This is a genomic window from Pseudoalteromonas apostichopi (genome assembly GCF_030297135.1).
In the GTDB taxonomy this organism is placed as follows: domain Bacteria; phylum Pseudomonadota; class Gammaproteobacteria; order Enterobacterales; family Alteromonadaceae; genus Pseudoalteromonas; species Pseudoalteromonas apostichopi.
This window is the reverse complement of the sequence record NZ_AP028066.1, coordinates 747,202-767,324: the sequence shown is the minus strand read 5'-3', so window position 1 is coordinate 767,324 and position 20,123 is coordinate 747,202. Positions and strand designations below refer to the sequence as shown.

The 20,123-nt window shown below is 41.7% G+C and carries 16 protein-coding genes; 13 read left to right on the top strand and 3 right to left on the bottom strand.

The genetic code is table 11. The annotated features are described in order from the left end of the window. Positions 1-61 precede the first annotated feature (61 nt). Positions 62-559 carry a YcgN family cysteine cluster protein gene (locus QUE86_RS19435; RefSeq protein ID WP_054552059.1) on the top strand — a complete coding sequence of 166 codons (498 nt, stop codon included), beginning with the start codon at positions 62-64 and terminating at the stop codon, positions 557-559. Beyond that, entirely contained in the window at positions 559-1,083 is a 525-nt protein-coding gene (locus QUE86_RS19430) for an RNA methyltransferase (RefSeq protein ID WP_054552060.1), read from the top strand. Before QUE86_RS19435 ends, QUE86_RS19430 begins: the two co-directional genes overlap by 1 nt. 27 nt (positions 1,084-1,110) lie before the next feature. On the opposite strand, the gene QUE86_RS19425 is transcribed toward QUE86_RS19430, so the two are convergent. From QUE86_RS19425 to QUE86_RS19415, 3 genes are all read right to left on the bottom strand, one after another. Continuing rightward, on the bottom strand, positions 1,111-2,847 hold the full coding sequence (locus QUE86_RS19425; RefSeq protein WP_286260586.1) for a hypothetical protein: 1,737 nt from the start codon (positions 2,845-2,847) through the stop codon (positions 1,111-1,113). 100 nt (positions 2,848-2,947) lie between these two features. Beyond that, entirely contained in the window at positions 2,948-3,901 is a 954-nt protein-coding gene (locus tag QUE86_RS19420) for a carbohydrate kinase family protein (RefSeq protein ID WP_167658879.1), read from the bottom strand. Beyond that, positions 3,901-5,118: an AGE family epimerase/isomerase gene (locus QUE86_RS19415; protein WP_286260585.1), complete on the bottom strand. Its 1,218-nt coding sequence runs from the start codon at positions 5,116-5,118 to the stop codon at positions 3,901-3,903. The genes QUE86_RS19420 and QUE86_RS19415 overlap by 1 nt, the downstream gene beginning before the upstream one ends. A 137-nt stretch (positions 5,119-5,255) precedes the next feature. On the opposite strand from QUE86_RS19415, the gene QUE86_RS19410 reads away from it, so the two are divergent. From QUE86_RS19410 to QUE86_RS19360, 11 genes are all read left to right on the top strand, one after another. Further along, entirely contained in the window at positions 5,256-6,527 is a 1,272-nt protein-coding gene (locus QUE86_RS19410) for a sugar MFS transporter (RefSeq protein WP_167658881.1), read from the top strand. A 348-nt stretch (positions 6,528-6,875) separates the two neighbouring features. Continuing rightward, entirely contained in the window at positions 6,876-8,765 is a 1,890-nt protein-coding gene (locus QUE86_RS19405; RefSeq protein ID WP_130052559.1) for a methyl-accepting chemotaxis protein, read from the top strand. A gap of 18 nt (positions 8,766-8,783) precedes the next feature. Beyond that, complete coding sequence (locus QUE86_RS19400; protein WP_286260584.1) at positions 8,784-9,863, top strand: GGDEF domain-containing protein; 1,080 nt, start codon at positions 8,784-8,786, stop codon at positions 9,861-9,863. Continuing rightward, positions 9,864-10,469, top strand: a complete 606-nt coding sequence (locus QUE86_RS19395) for a DsbA family protein (protein ID WP_167658882.1) — start codon at positions 9,864-9,866, stop codon at positions 10,467-10,469. Positions 10,470-10,646: 177 nt separating this feature from the next. Then, entirely contained in the window at positions 10,647-11,399 is a 753-nt protein-coding gene (locus QUE86_RS19390) for a DUF3450 domain-containing protein (protein ID WP_130052557.1), read from the top strand. A gap of 10 nt (positions 11,400-11,409) precedes the next feature. Continuing rightward, positions 11,410-12,777, top strand: a complete 1,368-nt coding sequence (locus tag QUE86_RS19385) for a MotA/TolQ/ExbB proton channel family protein (RefSeq protein WP_286260583.1) — start codon at positions 11,410-11,412, stop codon at positions 12,775-12,777. A gap of 3 nt (positions 12,778-12,780) precedes the next feature. Further along, positions 12,781-13,308: a MotA/TolQ/ExbB proton channel family protein gene (locus tag QUE86_RS19380; RefSeq protein ID WP_054552070.1), complete on the top strand. Its 528-nt coding sequence runs from the start codon at positions 12,781-12,783 to the stop codon at positions 13,306-13,308. Between the two features lie 45 nt (positions 13,309-13,353). Beyond that, a complete protein-coding gene (locus QUE86_RS19375) occupies positions 13,354-13,767 on the top strand; it encodes an ExbD/TolR family protein (protein WP_063707380.1) in 414 nt (137 codons plus the stop codon). 12 nt (positions 13,768-13,779) lie between these two features. Further along, positions 13,780-14,385, top strand: coding sequence for an energy transducer TonB (locus QUE86_RS19370; protein WP_054552071.1), 606 nt, complete (start codon positions 13,780-13,782; stop codon positions 14,383-14,385). Positions 14,386-14,402: 17 nt separating this feature from the next. Then, the gene (locus tag QUE86_RS19365; RefSeq protein ID WP_130052553.1) at positions 14,403-15,710 is read left to right on the top strand and encodes a tetratricopeptide repeat protein; all 1,308 of its coding nucleotides are present in this window, start codon (positions 14,403-14,405) and stop codon (positions 15,708-15,710) included. Between the two features lie 290 nt (positions 15,711-16,000). Continuing rightward, the gene (locus QUE86_RS19360) at positions 16,001-20,101 is read left to right on the top strand and encodes a beta-helix domain-containing protein (RefSeq protein ID WP_286260581.1); all 4,101 of its coding nucleotides are present in this window, start codon (positions 16,001-16,003) and stop codon (positions 20,099-20,101) included. Positions 20,102-20,123 lie beyond the last annotated feature (22 nt).

Below are 20,123 nucleotides of genomic sequence, written 5' to 3'. Positions count from 1 at the left end.
CTTTGCGCGCATGCTGGCTTTACGCTAGAATGCGCGCTGTTTAGGGGCTTTGAGTAATACCATGTTAGAAGATCAATTTTGGCTTAAGCGCTCGCTTGAGCAAATGTCACAACCCGAATGGGAAGCCATTTGTGACGGCTGTGGTAAATGTTGTTTAAACACATTTATCGACAGTGAAGACGAAGATGAATTTACCGCAACGGATCAACTTCGCGAGGGTGAAGAACTCATCTTCACTAATATCGTTTGCCAATACCTAGACAACGACACCTGTGGTTGCAGCGAATATGCGAATCGCCAAACCTTGGTGCCTTCATGTGTAAAGCTCACTAAAGAAAACCTCAAAGATATCTTTTTTATGCCGCAAAGCTGTAGCTACCGTCGCCTTTACGAAGGCCGTGGCCTTGCGTCTTGGCACCCGTTATTGAACGGTGGTAGTAAAGACATGATGCATGAGCTGGGTATTTCGGTGCGTGACAAAACAGTGAAAGACTGCGACGTAGACCTAGATGACTTTGATCTTTATGTGGCCGAATGGCCAACCAGAGACATTGATTAATGAGCGCACTTAAAGCAAGCATTGGCCTGTTAAACCCAAAAAGCCCAACTAATGTGGGTGGCGTATTACGTGCCGCGGGTTGTTACAATGCCAAGCAAGTGTTTTTTACTGGTAGCCGCTATTTACGAGCTAATAAGTATCACACCGATACCAAAAATGTGCTTGAGCATATTCCACTTACGCAAGTTGAAAGCCTAGAGCAAGCAAAGCCTGAAGGTGCCACAACGGTGGTGATTGAGCTTGTTGAAGGTGCAACACCACTGCCTGAATTTAAGCACCCTGAAAACGCATTTTATGTATTTGGCCCAGAAGATGGTTCGGTCAGTAAAGATGTGCTGAAATGGTGTGATGAAGTAGTGTATGTGCCAACCATAGGCTGTATGAATCTAGCCGCGACATGCAATGTTGTGCTGTACGACCGACTTGCCAAACTTGGTGGTATTGAGAGTTCAAACGACACCATTTGTAATAGTCGAGACACCAACAACTCACTTAAATGGCAACAAAAAAAGAGCGCTAAATAGCGCTCTTTTCAGGTTCAAATTCAAAAGCTACTTTTTAGTAATTTGTACGTTACTTTCAAGGCCAATGCCGTTGTCGGTAATGTCTGTGGCAAAATAAACACCGACAGGTTGCTCCCGTAGCGTATCAAGCTCAGCCATTTCTTCATCAGATAATTGACCCGTTGCAGCAATCGTATCAAGCAAAGGTAATAGGATTTTTTGCACGTCGAATGCCATGTTCACAAAGCCATTTTTAGTAACACTTTGCGACTCTAAAGTCTCGGCAATTTGTGCTGATTTATCGCCCGTGAAAACCACAATATGATTGCCTTTCAGCGCCATTTTAATATCAAAGTTAAGTGGCACAGGCGATGGAATGTATTCATTGATCAACACAGCATCACCATTGGCTGGCAGTTTAATGTTAGCAAGTGGCGGTACAAAACCTTGCGCAATAGAATAAAGGCCATGAGCATCGGTTGCAGAAAGGGTCATGATGGCATCAAGCTTATCAATTTGTGGGCCGTTGTAGTCATCAATGGTAAATGCAGCATCTTGAACGCTGACACTCATGCCTTGTACGCCATTTGCAAAACCCGACACCATAGCAAGCCCCGCAGTACTCACATCTTGCATTTCATTTTGTAGTGCGACAATCGGGCCACAGTTAAACTCAGCTGATTTAATTGCACCGGTTAGCGTATTGGCCAGTGGCAGTACTTTTGCTACATCAATACCATAAGCAACGCTCATCATTTGGCCATCAAGCTGTGTGGTGTGTTTTGGTACAAAACCACGCACGGCTTGCAGAGTATTAAGTAAGTCTTGATCAGTGCTTTGCAGCACTGCTTTTACGTCAAAGTCGGCGTAGTCGGCTGTAATACGTGTTTTTGTTGTGCCTGATACTGTCGCGGGCCATTTAGCGGCAATAGCAGCAATATCATCCTGACACTGTGGTGTTGAAATCGCTGCTAAGGCATTTGATTGCTGCGCTTTATCAAGAAGCTCTTTTAGCATCTGGTGTAAACGAGAGTCTTCTTTGCCTGTTACAGCATTGGCGATGCGTTGATGATCGACAAAGCCAACCGAGTTACCATCAAGCGAGAAAGTTTTAATAAGCTCAGGTAGTTTTTTAGTCTCAGCCAGTGATTGAGCTGGTTTTTCTACGCCAAGGGCAATACGTAAGTCTTGATCGTTAGAAAGCGAGGTAGTCAGCGTTAAGGTAGCCCAATTGTTGTGAGCTGATGCTATTAGGTTGAAGTTATCTAGCCCTTCAAGTTCAATGGCAAAGCGCGTGTAGCTAACGCCTTCAAGGCTTTCTGTTGTATAAGCAATACCTGCTTCATCAGCAGCTTGTTTAATACTATTGATAATACTGCTTTGATCTGCGACCTGAAAGCGCACAATAGGCATTAAACCTTGCGCATACATCATCCCTTTGTAGTCGTCACCAAAGCCCCAAATCGATTTAAAGGCATCGTAAGAGCTCAGTGATTGCTGGTATTTTTCCATCAGTGATGCAAGGAAAAGGGCATTCTTATCATCAACTGTTTTAAGCTCAGCAATAACGGGCGTTAAATCGCTAGTACCTTTCATTGCATCTGGCATAAGCGCAAAATACTTGCTGTACGGAAACGGCTTAAGTTGACCATAAAAAACCGCCGTATCGGCTGGTACATAAGCAAGCTCAGGTAAATCTACATCAACACTGGCTTTGTTTTGTGAGTACAACAACGCACCTGCAACAATGGCAATCGCGCCCCCAGCTAGAAGCTTATTATTCATAGGATGAATTCCTTTTTCTTTAATTAGTTGAAAAACATACCATGAAATTTAAGCACTCTCCACTAGAGTGCTTAATAGATTTGTAAGCAATTATGAGTGGTTATAGAAGATCTTCGGCGCTAGGTAATGATGCAAAGGCACCATAACGGCTTACAGCAAAAGCGCCGGCTTTAGCAGCGTAAGCAATGGTTTGTTCAATATTAGCTTGGGTTTGGCAAAACTCTTTAAAGCTTTGTTTGTTTTCACAGTGCTGACCAATTCTAGACAGCATACCGCCAATAAAAGCGTCGCCTGCGGCAGTGGTATCAACCACTTTTGTAGCAGGTGGACTTACTTGGCCTTTAAAGTCAGCATGATAAAAGCTGATTGCTTCACCGCCATTGGTAACAAGCAAACAAGTTACACCTGCCTTTAAAATGGTATCAATGGTATGTTCCAGTGGCATTGCTTGATGGCTCTTTTGATTTAAAAACTCAAGTTCTTCAAATGATAGTTTGACGATATCTGCCAGTGAAATAACATGCCACATTCTATCTAGCGTATGGCGCATGCTTGGCCATAGGTTTTCGCGTAAATTCATATCAAAACTACAAATTGCACCGGCTTTTTTCGCCTGAGTTAAGCCATAAATAGTTGTTTGATAGATGTTGTGCTCAGTGAGACTGTTGCTGCATACATGCATAATAGCGTGACTTGAGAACATTGCATGGTCAAAGTCGTCTACGCGATACAGTAAGTCAGCTGCTGGTGGGCGATAAAAGCTAAACGAGCGCTCGCCACTTTCATCGAGTGATACAAACGCCAGCGCTGTTTTAGCAGCATCAGTGAATGTACAGTAATCAGTGTTTACCGCATGTTGGTCAAGCTCTTGTTTAATAAAGTGACCAAACATATCATCGCCTAACATGCCACAAAAGCTGGTGTTTAGGCCTAGTTTTGCAGCTGCAACAGCCACATTGGCAGGTGCGCCACCTGCGTATTTAGTAAATGATTCAGGTTGTTTACCATCTGATAAAAAGTCGATTAATGCTTCGCCAAAACACACTAAACTCATTATGCATTCCTCAAGGTTAAGGTTCTTAATACTTCGTAGCAGGCACCCATAGTATGATAGTCGGTTTTGCCTGCTGGCGATTTTTCGTCACTGTAAGGCAGATTTTCTGCTGATAAAATACGGTACCAAGCACCATATCGGTGATCTACCATATGTTGCCAACTGTACTGCCAAATTTTTTCGTACCATTGCCAATAGCTTTCATCATTTGTGGCATCAGCGAGTAGGGCTGCTGCGGCTAGTGATTCGGCCTGCACCCAAAAGTATTTATCGCTATCACAAATTTGTTTGTCTGGTGCAAAGCCATAAAAAATACCACCATGTTGATGATCCCACGCAATGCTTAGAGTTTCATCAAAAAGGCTTTTCGCCCTAGTCACCAGCCAAGGTTCATTAATGTGGCGGTTCAAAATAAGTAACAGTTTTGCCCACTCTGTTTGATGTCCAGGTTGAAAGCCCCATGGTCTAAATAAATGCTGCGGGTCATCTTTATTGTAATCTAAATCAATTTGCCAGTTTTTAGAGTAGTGCTCCCACACAAACTGCTGGCTGTATGCTGCTAGTTTAACTGTGAAAGTTTTGGCTAGCTCTTTCGCGCGCTCTAAATAACGCTGTTCATATGTTGCTTCAAAACACATGAGAAGAGCTTCGCATAAATGCATATTGGCATTTTGCCCTCGATACTCATCTGTACAGCTAAAATCGGCATTTTGTTCATCTAAATAGGCATTATACTTTGGTTCAAAATAGTGTTGCTCTAATAAATCCCATACTTGTGAGATAGTATTTTTACAGTCGCTAACACCAGCTTTTAAAGCAACTGCATTGGCAAGCATTACAAAGGCAAGCCCATAACAATGGTTGGTATCGTCTAAAACACTCACTTTGCCGTTGTTATCTTGTTTTATAAGCCAAGCGTAACCACCGGATGCTTGCTTATGGGCATGTTCAAGGTGGGCTAAACCATGTTTAGTGAGGCTTAAATATTCAGGGTCTTTGAACTCGATGTACGCCATTGCGTAGTTAAAAACAAAGCGTGTACTCGATACTAAATGGCGAGTGTGTTTATCGTAAATCGCGCCATTATTTTTAAAAAATTGATAAAAACCAGCTAAGCCATGAGCTGAATAATCAACACAGTGTGGGTGATAAAAAGCAAGCGTATCTTGGATATGCTGCTTAAGAAAAGCAGAGCTTTTAAAGTTAACTGTGGCCATGGTCTATCAATAAATCTGTGTTCATCTTGCAACTATAGCAGGAAATAGAAATATTGGAACGTTCCTAGTAAATCTTTGTGCTATTTTTACTTCAATGTGTAGAATCAAAGGTAACTTGTTAACGGAGTGAAAACCACGTGAGTGAAATAAATACAAACCAATCGTTTGTCGCCGATGGTTCGCAGCAAAATAAAAATTACCTGCTACCACTGACGGCAATGACAACCCTATTCTTTTTGTGGGGTTTCATTACAGTTTTAAATGATGTGTTGATCCCGCGCTTAAAAGGCGTATTCGATTTAACCTATACAGAGGCAATGCTGGTTCAGTTTTGTTTCTTTGGTGCTTACTTTATTGTTTCGCTACCAGCGGGTATGTTGGTTAAAAAACTTGGCTATAAAAATGGCGTACTAACAGGCTTAGTAGTGGCATCAATTGGCTGTATGTTATTTTATCCTGCGGTTGTAGTGCATGAGTACTGGCTGTTCTTAGGTGCATTATTTGTACTAGCAGCGGGTGTTACCGTATTACAGGTGTCAGCTAATCCATATGTTGTGGCGTTAGGCCCTGAAAAAACAGCGTCGTCGCGTTTAAATCTTGCTCAAGCACTTAACTCCCTAGGTACAACGGTTGGACCATATGTAGGTGGTATTTTATTCTTCGGTACAGCGGGTACTTTAGCTGCAAATGCGGCAACTGCTGAATCAGTAAAAGTGCCTTACCTTATGTTAGCAGCAGCGCTATTAACTATTGCTGTTGTATTTGCATTCTTTAAACTACCGGTGATTGCAGAGCACACAGAAGAGCAAGACTGTAAAGCGAAAGGCCACAGCCTGAAAGAAGCACCACATTTAATGATGGGTGTGGTAGGTATTTTTTGTTACGTAGGTGCTGAGGTTTCTATTGGTAGTTTCTTGGTAAACTACTTCGGAGAAGAGCATATTGCTGGCCTTGAAGAGCATGCAGCTGCAAGCTTAATTGCTTACTACTGGGGCGGTGCAATGGTTGGTCGCTTTATTGGTTCTGCAGCTCTTCAGAAGATTGCACCATCAAAAGCGTTATTCTTTAATGCCATGATGGTTATTGCACTGCTGTTAGTGACTATTTTCACTGAAGGTGACTTAGCACTTTACTCAGTACTTGCGATTGGTTTATTTAACTCAATTATGTTCCCAACTATTTTCTCTGTAGCTATTGAAGGTTTAGGTTCACTCACCAGTAAAGGTTCGGGTTGGTTATGCTTAGCTATTGTAGGTGGTGCATTAGTACCATTAGTACAAGGTGTGGTTGCAGATACAGTTAACATACAACAAAGCTTCTTTGTACCAGTGATTTGTTATGCATTTATCGCTTGGTATGGCTTAAACGTTGTGCGTTTAGCTGATAGCTGGAAACAGCGCATCGGTTAAAAGTACTTTCTAATAAAAGCCCCGCACAGATTTGCGGGGTTTTTTTATGCCATTTATTTGCTACCAGGAACAAATTTAGATGACAAAATGATTTAATGAATACGTATTCAAGGGCGATTAAATCAAATCTGTTTAGGAACGTTCCAAAATTGGTTTTGTTGTTTTTTATCGTGACGACTTTAGAAGTTAAATTTGCTGCCGTTAACAAAGTAATTGATTTCTATATAAAGCGTACTTTAATTAAAAGGAACGTTTTTCTAGTTTTAGCCTAAATTTATAAGACAAAGAGCTTGAAATTTGTTAAATATAAAAGCGCTAACAACGAAAAAAATAACAAACAGGTTTGTCATGCAAAGCACTCTTAAATTTACCACCAAGGTAACTGTGGCTGCATCACTGGTTTTAGTGATTGTGCTCGGTTTATTCACGATTAATAACTTCATCTCTATGCGCAGCCAAACGCAAGAGCAGCTTTCGCTTGTGCTGCAAGAGATTTCTCAGTCAGTGTCGCAAAATATAGCGAACTGGTTAAATGCCAAGTTAGCGATTGTTTCGTCAGTTGCAGACACCTATCAACTTGGTGACAGCAAAGAGCTAACACTTACACAGCTCAACACAGCTGACAAAGCTGGTAACTTTAAAAACACATATATAGGTATCACTGATGGCACATTTGTATTGAATGACCAATCGGTTGTGTTACCGCCTGACTACGATGCTACGACACGCCCGTGGTACAAACTTGTTGAAAACAAAACTAACACTGCTTTTACTGCCCCTTATATTGATGTAACAACCAATGAGCTGACTATTTCGGCTGTAGCCCCTATGCAAGCAAATGGTGTGTTTAGCGGTGTTGCAGGTGCTGATATTGATATGAAAACCATTACTAAGATAGTTAACGAAATTGACTTTTTAGGTTTTGGTTATGGTTTCTTACTTGATAGTGAAGGCCGCATTTTAAGTCACCCAGAAACTAAGTTTAACGACAAAAACATGCGCGATTTATTCGGTAAAAGCCTATCGTTACAATCTGAGTTTGTAGAAGTACAAGTTGGTGGCTTAGATAAATTAGTGTCGTTTACCAAAATTAAAGGAATTCAAAACGTTGATTGGTATCTTGGTGTGGTGATCAACGAAGAAATTGCCTATTCATCGGTCGCGTCATTTAGAAATATGGCGGCCATATATATGCTGATGGGTATAGCTGCTATTGTATTAATGATGCAGTTCTTACTTCGTTATTTAATGCGTCCAATGCAGCGCCTAAACGATGCAATTAAAGATATCGCACAAGGTGAGGGTGATTTAACCCGTCGTCTTGAGGTCGAAAACAATGATGAATTTGGTGAATTAAGTCATTACTTCAATGCTTTTATCGAAAAAATTCATACATCGATTGAGCAAGTTAAAAATACCACTGTTGAGCTTGAGCGTTTAGTTGAAAGTTTAGTGAACCAAACTCAAGGTACGCTCGATATGTATGCAGACCAAACAAAACGTACTGACAACGTTGCAACCGCAATCAACGAACTTACCTCTAGCGCGGTAGAAATCTCAAATAGTGCAAGTAATGCATCTAGCCTTGCGACCAGTGCGAATAGCCAGTCACTACAAAGCCAATCTGCGTTAGCTGATAACTTAACTGCTATAAATGCCTTGTCTCGTAATATGGAGCAAGCACAAAAAACGATTAATAGTTTAGATGCGCACACTGTTAGCATTGGTCAAGTACTTGAAGTGATTAAAGGTGTAAGTGAGCAAACTAATTTATTAGCGCTTAATGCTGCTATTGAAGCGGCCCGCGCAGGTGAAGCTGGTCGAGGTTTTGCGGTTGTTGCTGACGAAGTTAGGCAACTAGCACACCGAACACAGCAATCAACGCAAGAAATAGAAGACACTATTTCTCAGTTACAACAAGGCTCTGCGTCTGCGGTTGAAGTAATGACTGCAAGTATTCGTGACAGCGAAAAGAGTGTTGAACAAGCCCATGTAGCGGGTGATAAAATGGCTGAGGTGACGCGTGCTATCGAATCAATCGATGAAGTGAACCACAGTGTAGCGAATGCCACCACAGAGCAAAACCAAGTAATTCAAAGTTTAGATAGTGATATACACTCAATTAGTGAACTTTCTAATCAAGGTAAGAGTAATCTTAATAACACCTTGAATGAGTGTACAAAATTAAAAGCCCAGTTCTATGAGCTTGAAAAATTGGTACTTAAATTTAAAGTTTAGTTTTAAGAGACTGCAATTTTGGATCAAAACTGGCTTAATGCCATTAATTTAAATAGTGTCGACACGGCGGATAAACAACGCCGTGCCTTCACGCTGTTTACAATGGCTTTTTTTGCCATTGTATTAATCACATCATTAGTAATATCTAACTATCAAATTTATGCCTTACCGTTAACTATTATGTTAGTGGTCAGTGATGTGACTATTGTGCTGTGCATGTTTTATTACTTTCGCACTGGCGCTTTGGTGTCTGTTAGTTGCATTATATTGTCTATTATTCTGTTGCTCTGCGTGGCATTGGTGTATACCGGTGGCAAAGAGAATACCGCTTTATATTGGCTGATGTTTTACCCTATTGTGGCTTATGTCACCTTAGGTTTAAAAGTTGGCAGTGTATTGGTTATTATTATGTATAGCAGTGCGGTTGCTTTGTTATTTAGCCCTAATTTTGGTCAAGCGCATTATGGGCAAGTTGAAACCTCACGCTTTATAGCCTCTTTCACAATGGTGATATTGTTTTCTGCGATTAGCGAATACTTTAGACAAAAAAGCCATCAAAAAATTGCTGATATTACCTTAATAGAAAAGCGCGATGCGTTGACAGATCCACTTACTGGCCTTGCGAATCGTCGTTATATTTATGAGCATATTCAGCCTCGTCTTGAAGCCGAAGCGGCTAACTATTTACCGATGTCGATATTATTAATTGATTTAGATAACTTTAAATCAATTAACGATAGTTATGGCCATGATTTTGGTGATCAGGCATTAATAGCGTTTACCTCTATGATGCATGATAAATTACGTGGCACAGATATTAAAGCGCGCTATGGTGGCGAAGAATTCATTATTTTACTGCCTAAAGCTGGACTCAATATAGCTCATGCCGTGGCCGAAAAGCTGCGTAGTTATGTCGCTCAAAAACAGATCCCCTTCGATGTTGGGCAGTCTGTGACAATCACATGTAGTATCGGAATTGCCAGCCTAGAACGTGGTAGTCAATTTAGTAAAGCGATTAAACAAGCTGATGACAACCTTTATAAAGCTAAAGCAAAAGGGCGTAATGTCGTGGTTTCTGATTTAACCGAGATAAGCTAAATGGCAAGGTTAATTTATGTTTACGACCCTATGTGTAGTTGGTGTTGGGGCTATAGAGAAACTTGGTTAAAGCTTCAAGCAGCCCTTGGTGATAAACTTGCTATTGAATATAGAGTGGGCGGCCTTGCTCCTGATTCCGATGAGCCAATGCCTATAGATATGCAACAGTTTTTACAGCAAACATGGCTGCGAATTGAGCAGCAACTTGGTACACCATTTAATCATGAGTTTTGGCACACTGCCAAACCACGTCGCTCTACTTACCCAGCATGTAGAGCTGTGATTGTTGCAAGGCAGCACGAAAAAGAGCAGGAGATGCTTTATGCCATTCAAAAAGCCTATTACTTAAATGCACAAAACCCGTCAGACATAAGCACACTTGTGCTCCTTGCTGAGCAAATAGGTTTAGAAAAAAGCACATTTATAAAAGAAATTGAAAGTGAAAATATACATTCTTTATTAATGGCCGAAATAAACCAAGCTAGAAGCTTACCTATCCAAGGCTTTCCGTCTTTAGTTATTGAAAATAAAGGGAACTACCACGCTATCCCTGTTAACTATCTAGACTGGGAAAGTACTTATCAACAGATCGTTTCCCATATTTAGTTCCCAAAACCCTGCAAGTTTTGCCTTATCTTTGCGCAATATAAACTAATTGTTACAGCTGTCATAATTTTGTATTTTTTACGCAACACGCTTGTCATTTTTCATCGTTATCCTTTCGCACATTAAAACAACCCCCACTAGTAAATTAAGCTAACTTAACGAGTAAAGGTGTATGCGATGAAAGGCGTTAAACCACTGATTTTAGCAGGTATTGTAGCGGCATCTGCGGCGGTACATGCAAACGATCTAGATAAAGTAATTGATAAAAGCAGCGAGATAAACAAATCTGCAGCGCAATCACAAACTAAAATCGACAAGATTGCAGATTCAATGCAAGGTCGTTTACAACAATTCAAAGCTCTTAATAAAGAAATTGAAGGCTTAACTGTTTATAACGCGCAACTTACCAAGCAGTTAAACAACCAAATTGCTGAAATGGACGCGTTAAATGAGTCAATGGATCAGGTATCAGTTATCGAGCGTCAAATTACGCCGTTAATGATGCGCATGATCACGGGCCTGGAACAATTTGTTGCACTAGACGTACCTTTCTTAACTGAAGAACGAAGCAAACGTATCGCATCATTAAAAGAAATGATGGACCGCGCAGATATCACTTCAAGTGAAAAATTCCGCCGTTTACTTGAAGCTTACCAAGTAGAGGTTGATTACGGTCGCACTATCGAAGCGTATACATCATTACTTAATGTAGATGGTCAAGAGCGCGAAGTCGATTTCTTACGCATTGGTCGCTTAGAACTTATTTATTTAACACGCGACGGCAAAAAAGCAGGTAGCTGGGATAAAGAAACAAAATCGTTTGTTGAGTTACCAGATTCTGCAATCAGCCAAATCAACAAAGGTTTACGCATTGCTCGTAAGCAACTTGCCCCAGATATGTTAACACTGCCAGTCCACGCTGCTGAATAAGAGGTTTGAGATGAAATTATTAACGAAAATGACAAAAATGGCCGTATTTGCAGCTGGCCTTGGTTTTGCTGGTAGCAGCCTAGCGGCTGAGCCAATGGATTTAGATTCATTACTAAAAACATTAGAGCAAGGTAACACACAGCAAAGCGCTGAGAATAAACAACGTGAACAAGAGTTCATGGCGCGTCAAAACGAACAAGTACAAATGCTTAAAGATACACAAGCAAAGCGTACTGCAATGTTAAATGAGTCAGAGCGTTTAGAAACTCAGTTTGAAGAAAATGAAGTAAAGCTAGCTAACTTAACTGACACGCTTTCAAACCGTATGGGTTCACTTAAGGAACTTTTCGGTGTGTTACAACAAGTCGCGGGTGATTCAAGTAACAAATTCATGACGTCAGTTGTTTCTGCAGAGCTACCTGGACGCAGTAACTTCATGGATGAGCTGGCACAAAAAATGGGTTCAACTTCAAAGCTTGCTTCAATCGATGATATCGAAAAAGTATGGTTTGAATTACAACGTGAAATGACCGAACAAGGTAAAGTATCACGCTTTACAACAGATGTTATCGTTGAAGGTGGCAGCAAAGCACAAAAAGAAGTGGTGCGTGTTGGTGCATTTAACTTAATCTCAGACGGTAAATACCTAGAGTACACACCTGCTACGAATACAATCAGCCAGCTTACACGTCAGCCAAGCAGCCGTTACACAGCAACTGCTACTGATCTGCAACAAGCAAATTCGGGTGTTGTTCAGTTCGCTCTTGACCCAACAGGTGGTTCTATCTTAGGTCTTTTAGTACAAGCTCCTGACACTGAAGAGCAAGTTCACCAAGGTGGTACTGTAGGTTATATCATCTTAGGTGTTGGTCTAATTGCTTTACTCATCGCACTTGAGCGCTTTGTATCACTGATGATTATGGGTAGCAAAATCCGTCGTCAGCTTAAAGACACAGTTGCACGTGATGACAACCCACTTGGCCGTGTAATGAAAGTGAAAGATCAGTACCCAGATGTAGCGTACGACACACTTGAGCTAAAATTAAGCGAAGCAATCATTCGTGAAATGCCGAAAATAACCCGTAACCTGACGCTAATTAAGATTATCTCTGTGGTAGCCCCGCTACTTGGTCTACTAGGTACGGTAACGGGTATGATTAACACTTTCCAAGCTATTACTTTGTTCGGTACAGGTGACCCTAAACTAATGGCGGGTGGTATTTCTCAGGCACTTGTAACAACTGTACTTGGTCTGGTTGTGGCTATCCCAACAGTATTCTTATACACACTTCTTAACACGCGCTCTAAAAACATGCTGTTAATTTTACAAGAGCAAAGCGCAGGTATCATTGCAGAGCGAAGCGAGAAAGGAGCATAAATCATGGTGCTATTGATTGATGCAATCAATGCTCTACGTGATTTCCTCGACACAGGTGGCCAAGTTCTCTTGGTCATCGGGGTCCTCATCTTCGCGATGTGGTTATTGATACTTGAGCGTTTTATGTATTTCTTTGGCGGCTTTAAACGCTACAAGAAAGACGTAAAGAGCACTTGGAGCAATAGAGCAGAGCGTAACAGCTGGAACGCAGAGCAAATTCGCCAAGCGATGATTTCACGCGCTGGCATGCAACTAAATAATAACCTTGCGCTAATTAACGTAATGGTTGCGTTATGTCCACTTTTAGGTCTGTTAGGTACCGTAACCGGCATGATCGAAGTATTTGATGTAATGGCAATCACAGGCACAGGCAGTGCTCGTTCGATGGCATCAGGGGTGTCTAAAGCCACTATTCCAACCATGGCCGGTATGGTGGGTGCACTTTCAGGGGTTTTCGCATCAACGTTTTTACAACGTCGAGCAAAACGTGAAGTGCAATTACTTGAAGACAACATGGTCTTAGACCACTAAACGAATTTTAGGGTGATGTGAGCATCACCCACTAGGAGACTAACAATGAGAGCGCCACTAGGTAACTTATTTCAAGAAGACGACGCAGAAGAAATCAACATGACGCCAATGCTAGACGTTGTTTTCATCATGCTTATCTTCTTCATCGTAACAGCATCATTCGTAAAAGAAGCGGGTATTGATGTTAACCGTCCGGAAGCTGCAACTGCAGTTAAAAAAGAGCGTGCCAACATCTTAGTTGCTATTTCTGACAAAGGTGAAATTTGGATCAACAAACGCCAAGTAGATATTCGTGCAGTACAAGCAAATATCGAGCGCTTAAAAGCTGAAAACCCACAAGGTAGCGTGGTTATTCAAGCTGATAAGAAAGCCACAACGGATGTACTTATCAAAGTTATGGATGCATCGCGAGCTGCTGGCGCATTTGATGTGTCGATTGCTGCGCAAGAAGCATCATAAGGAATGTGAGCGATGCGTTATATAGTTGCATTAATCATCGCTGGTATCGTGACTGTCATGCTGTTTTTAGGCATGCAGGCACTGATCACCGGTGGTGAAGGGGCCATGTCTGAGCCCGTAAAAGGAAACGTACTTGATTTTGTTCGTCTGAAAAAAGAAGAGACAGTGCAAAAGAAAGAACGTAAACCGCAAAAGCCACCAACGCCAAAAGAACCACCTCCGCCAATGGAATCACCGCAAATGCAAAACAGTGATCCTAACGCGAGCAATGCCAACTTTGACTTTGGTGCTAGCGTTGAAGCAGACGTTAACTTAGCGGGTGGCTTAGCGCTTGAATCAAGCGACGGTGAATACCTACCGATTGTAAAAGTAGCGCCTGTTTATCCGCGCCGAGCTTTATCGCGTGGTATTGAAGGCTATGTGATTGTTGAGTTTACAGTAACCAAGCAAGGCACAGTACGTGACCCGAAAGTTATTAAAGCTGAGCCTGAATCACTATTTGACCGCGCTGCGATGGATGCAGCACTTAAATTTAAATATAAACCGCGCGTTGTTAACGGTGAAGCTGTTGAAGTAGCGGGCGTACAGAACAAAATTTCTTTCCAAATTAACGGTTAGAAAAGAGGAATGCGATTATGAAACCTTTAAAAGTTGCCGTGATTTGCGCGGCTGCTTTCACAAGCAGCCTGGTAATCCCAAGCGTTGTTAGCATGTTACCAGGTGTAACAATTGCTACCGCCTATGCTGAAGAGCAAAAAACCAAACGAGTACCTGCACTGCGTGAAAAAGTCTATAGCCAATTAGCTCGTGCACAAAAGCTGGCTGATGATGGTGATGCAAAAGCAGGGCTGGAAGCACTTGATAGTATTCAAGAGCGCTCTTCAAGCATGAACTCGTATGAAATTGCCATGATGCATAATTTCTATGGTTTTATTTACTACAACGAAAATGACCTAGATAAAGCAATTGCGTCGTTTGAAAAAGTAGTAAACGAAGATGCGATCCCAGAAACATTACGTGTAAGCACCATGTTTAGTTTAGCGCAACTTGCGATGGCTAATAGCGATTACGAAAAGGTAATCAAATACTTAGCGCAGTGGGATGTGATTAACGACAAGCCTAAAACAGATGCTTATTATGTATTGAAATCTCAAGCTTATTATCAGCTTAAAGATTACCAAAAAGGCATTGAAAGCATTAACCTTGCTATCGCAGAAGCCGACAGCAAGGGCGAAATGCCAAAAGAAAACTGGCTAATCTTACAGCGTGCTATGTACTACTCACTTAATCAGTCTGACAAAGTAGTCGAGGTACTTGAGCGTTTAGTTAAGCTTTATAACAAGCCAGAGTACTGGGTTCAGTTAGGTGGCATGTACGGTGAAACGGGCGCAGAGAAAAAGCAATTAGCGATTTTAGAAGCGGCATACCAACAAGGTTTCATGAAATCTAAATCAGATTTACGTCAATTATCACAAGTGTATTTATACAACGGCCTGGCTTTTAAAGCCGCGAACGTGATGAGTAAAGCAATGCAAGACGGTATAGCTGAAAAATCAGCGAAAAACTATGCCTTTGTTGCAGAAGCGATGGTACAAGCAAAAGAAAGCGAAAAGTCACTTCCTTACTTTGCAAAAGCCGCGGATTTAGTAACGCATGGTCAATACGAACAACGTATTGCAGAGGTAAGCATTAACCTTGAAAAATACGAAGAAGCAGCGGATGCAGCACGTAAAGCCCTAGATAAAGGCGGCTTAGAGTTTGAATCGAATGTGTATGTTGCCTTAGGTATGGCGCAGTACAATTTACAAAACTTTGATGCCTCTATTTTAGCGTTTGAGCAAGCGGAAAAACACAAAAAGTCACAGCGTTTAGCTGAGCAATGGATCAAGTATGTGAAGCGTGAAAAAGTGCACGCCGAAACATTACGTACCGCCTTACTCTAAATGGTATTCAACAGGTAAGCGTACAAAAGAACTCATTTATAATCGCAACACCAAAGCTGCCTTCGGGCGGCTTTTTTCCGTTCCTAAAATTTACTAACTTACTCTTTTTAAAATAATTAATATTGTCATTTTATGTTTATTAAAGTGTAACTAGTTTGTCATACAGCTCCCGTAAGGTAGTCGCAGTTTAAAACTCAAGTGTCCCAAAAGCATTAAGTTTCAGTGCTTTTCGGTGACTTGAGTTTATGCGCTAACACAATAATTAAATATCTATCTTAACGGAGTGAACAATGAAATTATCTGACTTATTTAAAGTTAGTCTGGTAGCTGCTGCAGTTTCTTTAGCTGGTTGTGGTGGTGACTTAGTCGTTAAAGAAGGCGACACCACTGTAAATGAAGGCGATAACATCACTAATATCATCGATAATGGTGGTGACAATGGTGATAACGGCGGTGATCAGTCAGGTCGTGATGATTCTCAAAATGCGACAACTGGTTTCCCAACTGACATCGAAAATGCCTTAACACAAGGTTTAGCAACAGATGTTTCTTCAGAATTCCCAACGATTACAGATAAACCAGTTTACCGTTTAAAAGCAGATACAACATTCACTGCAGATGTAACGTTAACAAATGACGCTCATTGGATTTTAAATGGTCGCACAGCGGTTGGTAACGACCGTACAGATAATACTGTTCTTTATATCCAACAAGGTACTACATTAATTGGCGAATCAGGTGATGATTTCTTAGTTGTTCGTCGTGGTTCACAAATCGAATCGGTAGGTACTGTAAGCCAACCAATCACAATGACTTCTATTCAAGATGTGACTAATGTTGAAACGTCTATCGGTCAGTGGGGTGGTTTAGTTCTTCTTGGTAATGCACCAGCAAACTCATGTGGTGACCAAGAAGGCGAAGCAACTGCAGACGAGCTTGCAAACTGTGGTGTTGCAGCTGAAGGTGATGCAGGTCAATTCGGTGGTAACGTTGCAGATGATAACTCAGGTACATTGAAATACTTAGTTGTTAAACATGCTGGTAAAACTCTGGGTAATGGTGACGAGTTAAACGGTATTTCATTTGCCGGTGTTGGTTCTGATACAACTGTTGACTACATTCAAGTACACGAAAACTTAGATGATGGTATTGAGTTCTTTGGTGGTACAGTAAACGTAAGCAACGTGGTACTTACAAGTATTGGTGATGACTCACTAGATTGGTCTTTTGGTTGGACTGGTACGGCGAAAAACGTATACATTCAACAAGCTGCGAACTTAGGTGATAACGCGATTGAAGCTGACAACTCTGAGTTTGATTCAGACGCTACACCACTGACTAACCCTACCATTGAAAACGTAACAATCGTGGGTGCTGAAGGTAACAATGGTATTCGTCTACGTGCAGGTACTGCAGGTATGCTGAAAAACGTTTTCGTTACAGGCCCAGCAACGTACGAAAACTGTTTACGAGTTGGTTCTGATTCAGTTCCTCGTGCAGAAGACGGTTCACTAACTATCACTAACTCAATTGTTGCATGTCAAACAAATGCTAATAACTTCGGTAGCGAAACAATTAATGGCGGTACTGTACAAGCATGGTTTGAAGGCCAAGACGGTAACCAAACTCTTACACCTGCAGATTTAATGCTAGATGATAATGGTTATATGCCTTTAGCAGGCTCACCATTATTAGCGAATGGTCAAATCGGTGCATTTAGCGCAACAAATAACTGGATGGAAGGTTGGACTGTTGCTATCAATGGCGGTTTCCCAACTGATATCGAAAATGCAATGGCGCAAGGTCTTGCGACAGACGTTTCATCTGAATTTCCACAAATCACTGATAAGCCTGTTTATCGTTTAGCTGAAGATACAACTTTCACTGCAGATGTAACATTAACAAATGACGCTCACTGGATCTTAAACGGTCGTACAGCAGTCGGTGGTGACCGTACTGATAGCGCAACATTATATGTTCAAGCGGGTACTACATTAATCGGTGAAACAGGTGATGACTTCTTAGTTGTTCGCCGTGGTTCACAAATCAACGCTAATGGTAATGCAACAGCACCAATCACAATGACTTCTATCCAAGATATGACAGGTGCAGAAACAGGCATCGGTCAATGGGGTGGTTTAGTATTACTTGGTAATGCACCGGCTAACTCGTGTGGTGACCAACAAGGTGAAACAACACCTGAAGAGCTAGCAAACTGTGGTGTTGCAGCTGAAGGTGATGCAGGTCAATTTGGTGGTGACGATGCAGAAGACAACTCGGGTGTTGTTCGTTATGTTGTCGTTAAACACGCAGGTAAAACATTGGGGAATGGCGATGAGCTAAATGGCATTTCATTCGCTGGTGTTGGTTCTAAAACAAAAATTGAATACATCCAGGTACACCAAAACCTTGATGATGGTATCGAGTTCTTCGGTGGTACTGTCAACGTTCGTAACGTTGTGCTAACTGATATTGGTGATGACGCGTTTGACTGGTCATTTGGTTGGACAGGTCGTGCACAAAACGTTTATATCCAACAATCATCTGTTGAAGGTGACAATGCAATCGAAGCAGATAACTCAGAATTCGATTCAAACGCTACACCATTAACTAAGCCACTACTTTCAAACGTAACGATTGTTGGTGCTGACGGTAAAAACGGTGTTCGTCTTCGTGCAGGTACGGCGGGTGTAATCCGTAACATGGTTGTGACAGGCCCTGAAGGTTACAAAAACTGTTTACGTGTAGGTTCTGACTCTGTAGCAAATGCTGAGTCTGGTGAGCTTTCTATCGAGAACTCAGTTGTAGCATGTAGTGCAGACAATAACTTCGGTTCTGAAGCAATTGGTTCTGGTAATGTTCAGTCTTGGTTCGAAGGTCAAACAGGTAACCAAACACTTACAGCAGCGACATTAAACTTAGCAACAGATGGTTTCACGCCTAAATCAAACTCTCCGCTATTAGGTGCAGGTGTTGATGCGTCAGACCTTGACCCATTCTTCACTAAAACAAGCTACATTGGTGCATTTGACGGTGACAATAACTGGATGGAAGGTTGGACAGTTGCTGTTAACCCAAGCTTCCCTGAAGATATCACTAACGCAATGGAACAAGGTCTAGCGACTGATGTTTCTGCTAGCTTCCCACAAATTACCGATAAGCCAGTGTATCAGTTAGCACAAGATGTTGTGTTCACATCTGACGTGACATTAACTAACGATGCTCACTGGATATTAAAAGGTCGTACAGCAGTGGGTGGTGACCGAACTGATAGTGCAACTCTTTATGTTCAATTTGGTACAACACTAATCGGTGAAAACGGTGATGACTTCTTAGTTGTGCGTCGTGACTCTAAGATTGAGGCTGTAGGTACAGCAACTCAACCAATCGTTATGACATCAATCCAAGATATGACAGGTGCTGAAACAGGTATTGGTCAATGGGGTGGTGTAGTGCTTCTTGGTAACGCACCAGCTAACTCTTGTGGTGACCAAGTGGGTGAAACAACAGCAGATGAACTTGCAAACTGTGGTGTTGCAGCTGAAGGTGATGCAGGTCAATTCGGTGGTAACCAACCAGAAGATAACTCAGGTACGCTTAAGTATGTTGTTGTAAAGCAAGCGGGTAAAACACTAGGTAACGGTGATGAGCTTAATGGTATCTCACTAGCTGGCGTTGGTAGCCAAACTGAACTTGATTATATCCACGTTCACGAAAACCTTGACGACGGTGTTGAGTTCTTTGGTGGTACTGCAAGCATTAGCCACTTAGTACTGACAAACATTGGTGATGATTCTCTTGATTGGTCATTCGGTTGGACTGGTAATGCACAATACGTATTAATCAAACAGTCTTCTTCAGAAGGTGATAATGCAATTGAAGCTGATAACTCAGAGTTTGATTCAGATGCATCACCTTTAACAACACCTACTATCTCTAACGTAACTATCATCGGTGCAGATGGTGTAAACGGTATCCGTTTACGTGCAGGTACTGCGGGTATGCTTAAAAATGTAGTAGTGACAGGTGGTGAAGGTTATAAAAACTGCTTACGAGTTGGCGCAGATTCAGCTCCACGCGCTGAAGATGGCTCACTTACTATCAGTCACTCAGTGGTTGCATGTGCAGCAGATAACAACTTCTCAAGCCAAGCAATTGGTACTGGTAATGTTCAATCTTGGTTCGAAGGCCAAGAAGGTAACTCTATTATGGACGCAGCGATGTTAGGTCTTAGCGACAACGGTTATCAACCAAGTGCAGAATCAGCATTACTTGGTAGCGGTTTCGATGCTTCAAGCCTAAATAGCTTCTTCGACCAAGTAGATTACATCGGTGCAATGGATGCGCAAACAGACTGGACAGCAGGTTGGGTAAAAGTAGGTCTTAACTAAGCCCTTCTAATCCATGGTCGGG

What these genes read in the sequence shown, in the direction of transcription:
- QUE86_RS19430 (WP_054552060.1), top strand. Translation starts at nt 559, where the DNA reads ATGAGCGCACTTAAAGCAAGCATTGGCCTGTTAAACCCAAAAAGCCCA.
- QUE86_RS19390 (WP_130052557.1), top strand. Translation starts at nt 10,647, where the DNA reads ATGAAAGGCGTTAAACCACTGATTTTAGCAGGTATTGTAGCGGCATCT.
- QUE86_RS19365 (WP_130052553.1), top strand. Translation starts at nt 14,403, where the DNA reads ATGAAACCTTTAAAAGTTGCCGTGATTTGCGCGGCTGCTTTCACAAGC.
- QUE86_RS19360 (WP_286260581.1), top strand. Translation starts at nt 16,001, where the DNA reads ATGAAATTATCTGACTTATTTAAAGTTAGTCTGGTAGCTGCTGCAGTT.
- QUE86_RS19425 (WP_286260586.1), bottom strand. Translation starts at nt 2,847, where the DNA reads ATGAATAATAAGCTTCTAGCTGGGGGCGCGATTGCCATTGTTGCAGGT.
- QUE86_RS19375 (WP_063707380.1), top strand. Translation starts at nt 13,354, where the DNA reads ATGAGAGCGCCACTAGGTAACTTATTTCAAGAAGACGACGCAGAAGAA.
- QUE86_RS19405 (WP_130052559.1), top strand. Translation starts at nt 6,876, where the DNA reads ATGCAAAGCACTCTTAAATTTACCACCAAGGTAACTGTGGCTGCATCA.
- QUE86_RS19415 (WP_286260585.1), bottom strand. Translation starts at nt 5,118, where the DNA reads ATGGCCACAGTTAACTTTAAAAGCTCTGCTTTTCTTAAGCAGCATATC.
- QUE86_RS19395 (WP_167658882.1), top strand. Translation starts at nt 9,864, where the DNA reads ATGGCAAGGTTAATTTATGTTTACGACCCTATGTGTAGTTGGTGTTGG.
- QUE86_RS19380 (WP_054552070.1), top strand. Translation starts at nt 12,781, where the DNA reads ATGGTGCTATTGATTGATGCAATCAATGCTCTACGTGATTTCCTCGAC.
- QUE86_RS19435 (WP_054552059.1), top strand. Translation starts at nt 62, where the DNA reads ATGTTAGAAGATCAATTTTGGCTTAAGCGCTCGCTTGAGCAAATGTCA.
- QUE86_RS19385 (WP_286260583.1), top strand. Translation starts at nt 11,410, where the DNA reads ATGAAATTATTAACGAAAATGACAAAAATGGCCGTATTTGCAGCTGGC.
- QUE86_RS19420 (WP_167658879.1), bottom strand. Translation starts at nt 3,901, where the DNA reads ATGAGTTTAGTGTGTTTTGGCGAAGCATTAATCGACTTTTTATCAGAT.
- QUE86_RS19370 (WP_054552071.1), top strand. Translation starts at nt 13,780, where the DNA reads ATGCGTTATATAGTTGCATTAATCATCGCTGGTATCGTGACTGTCATG.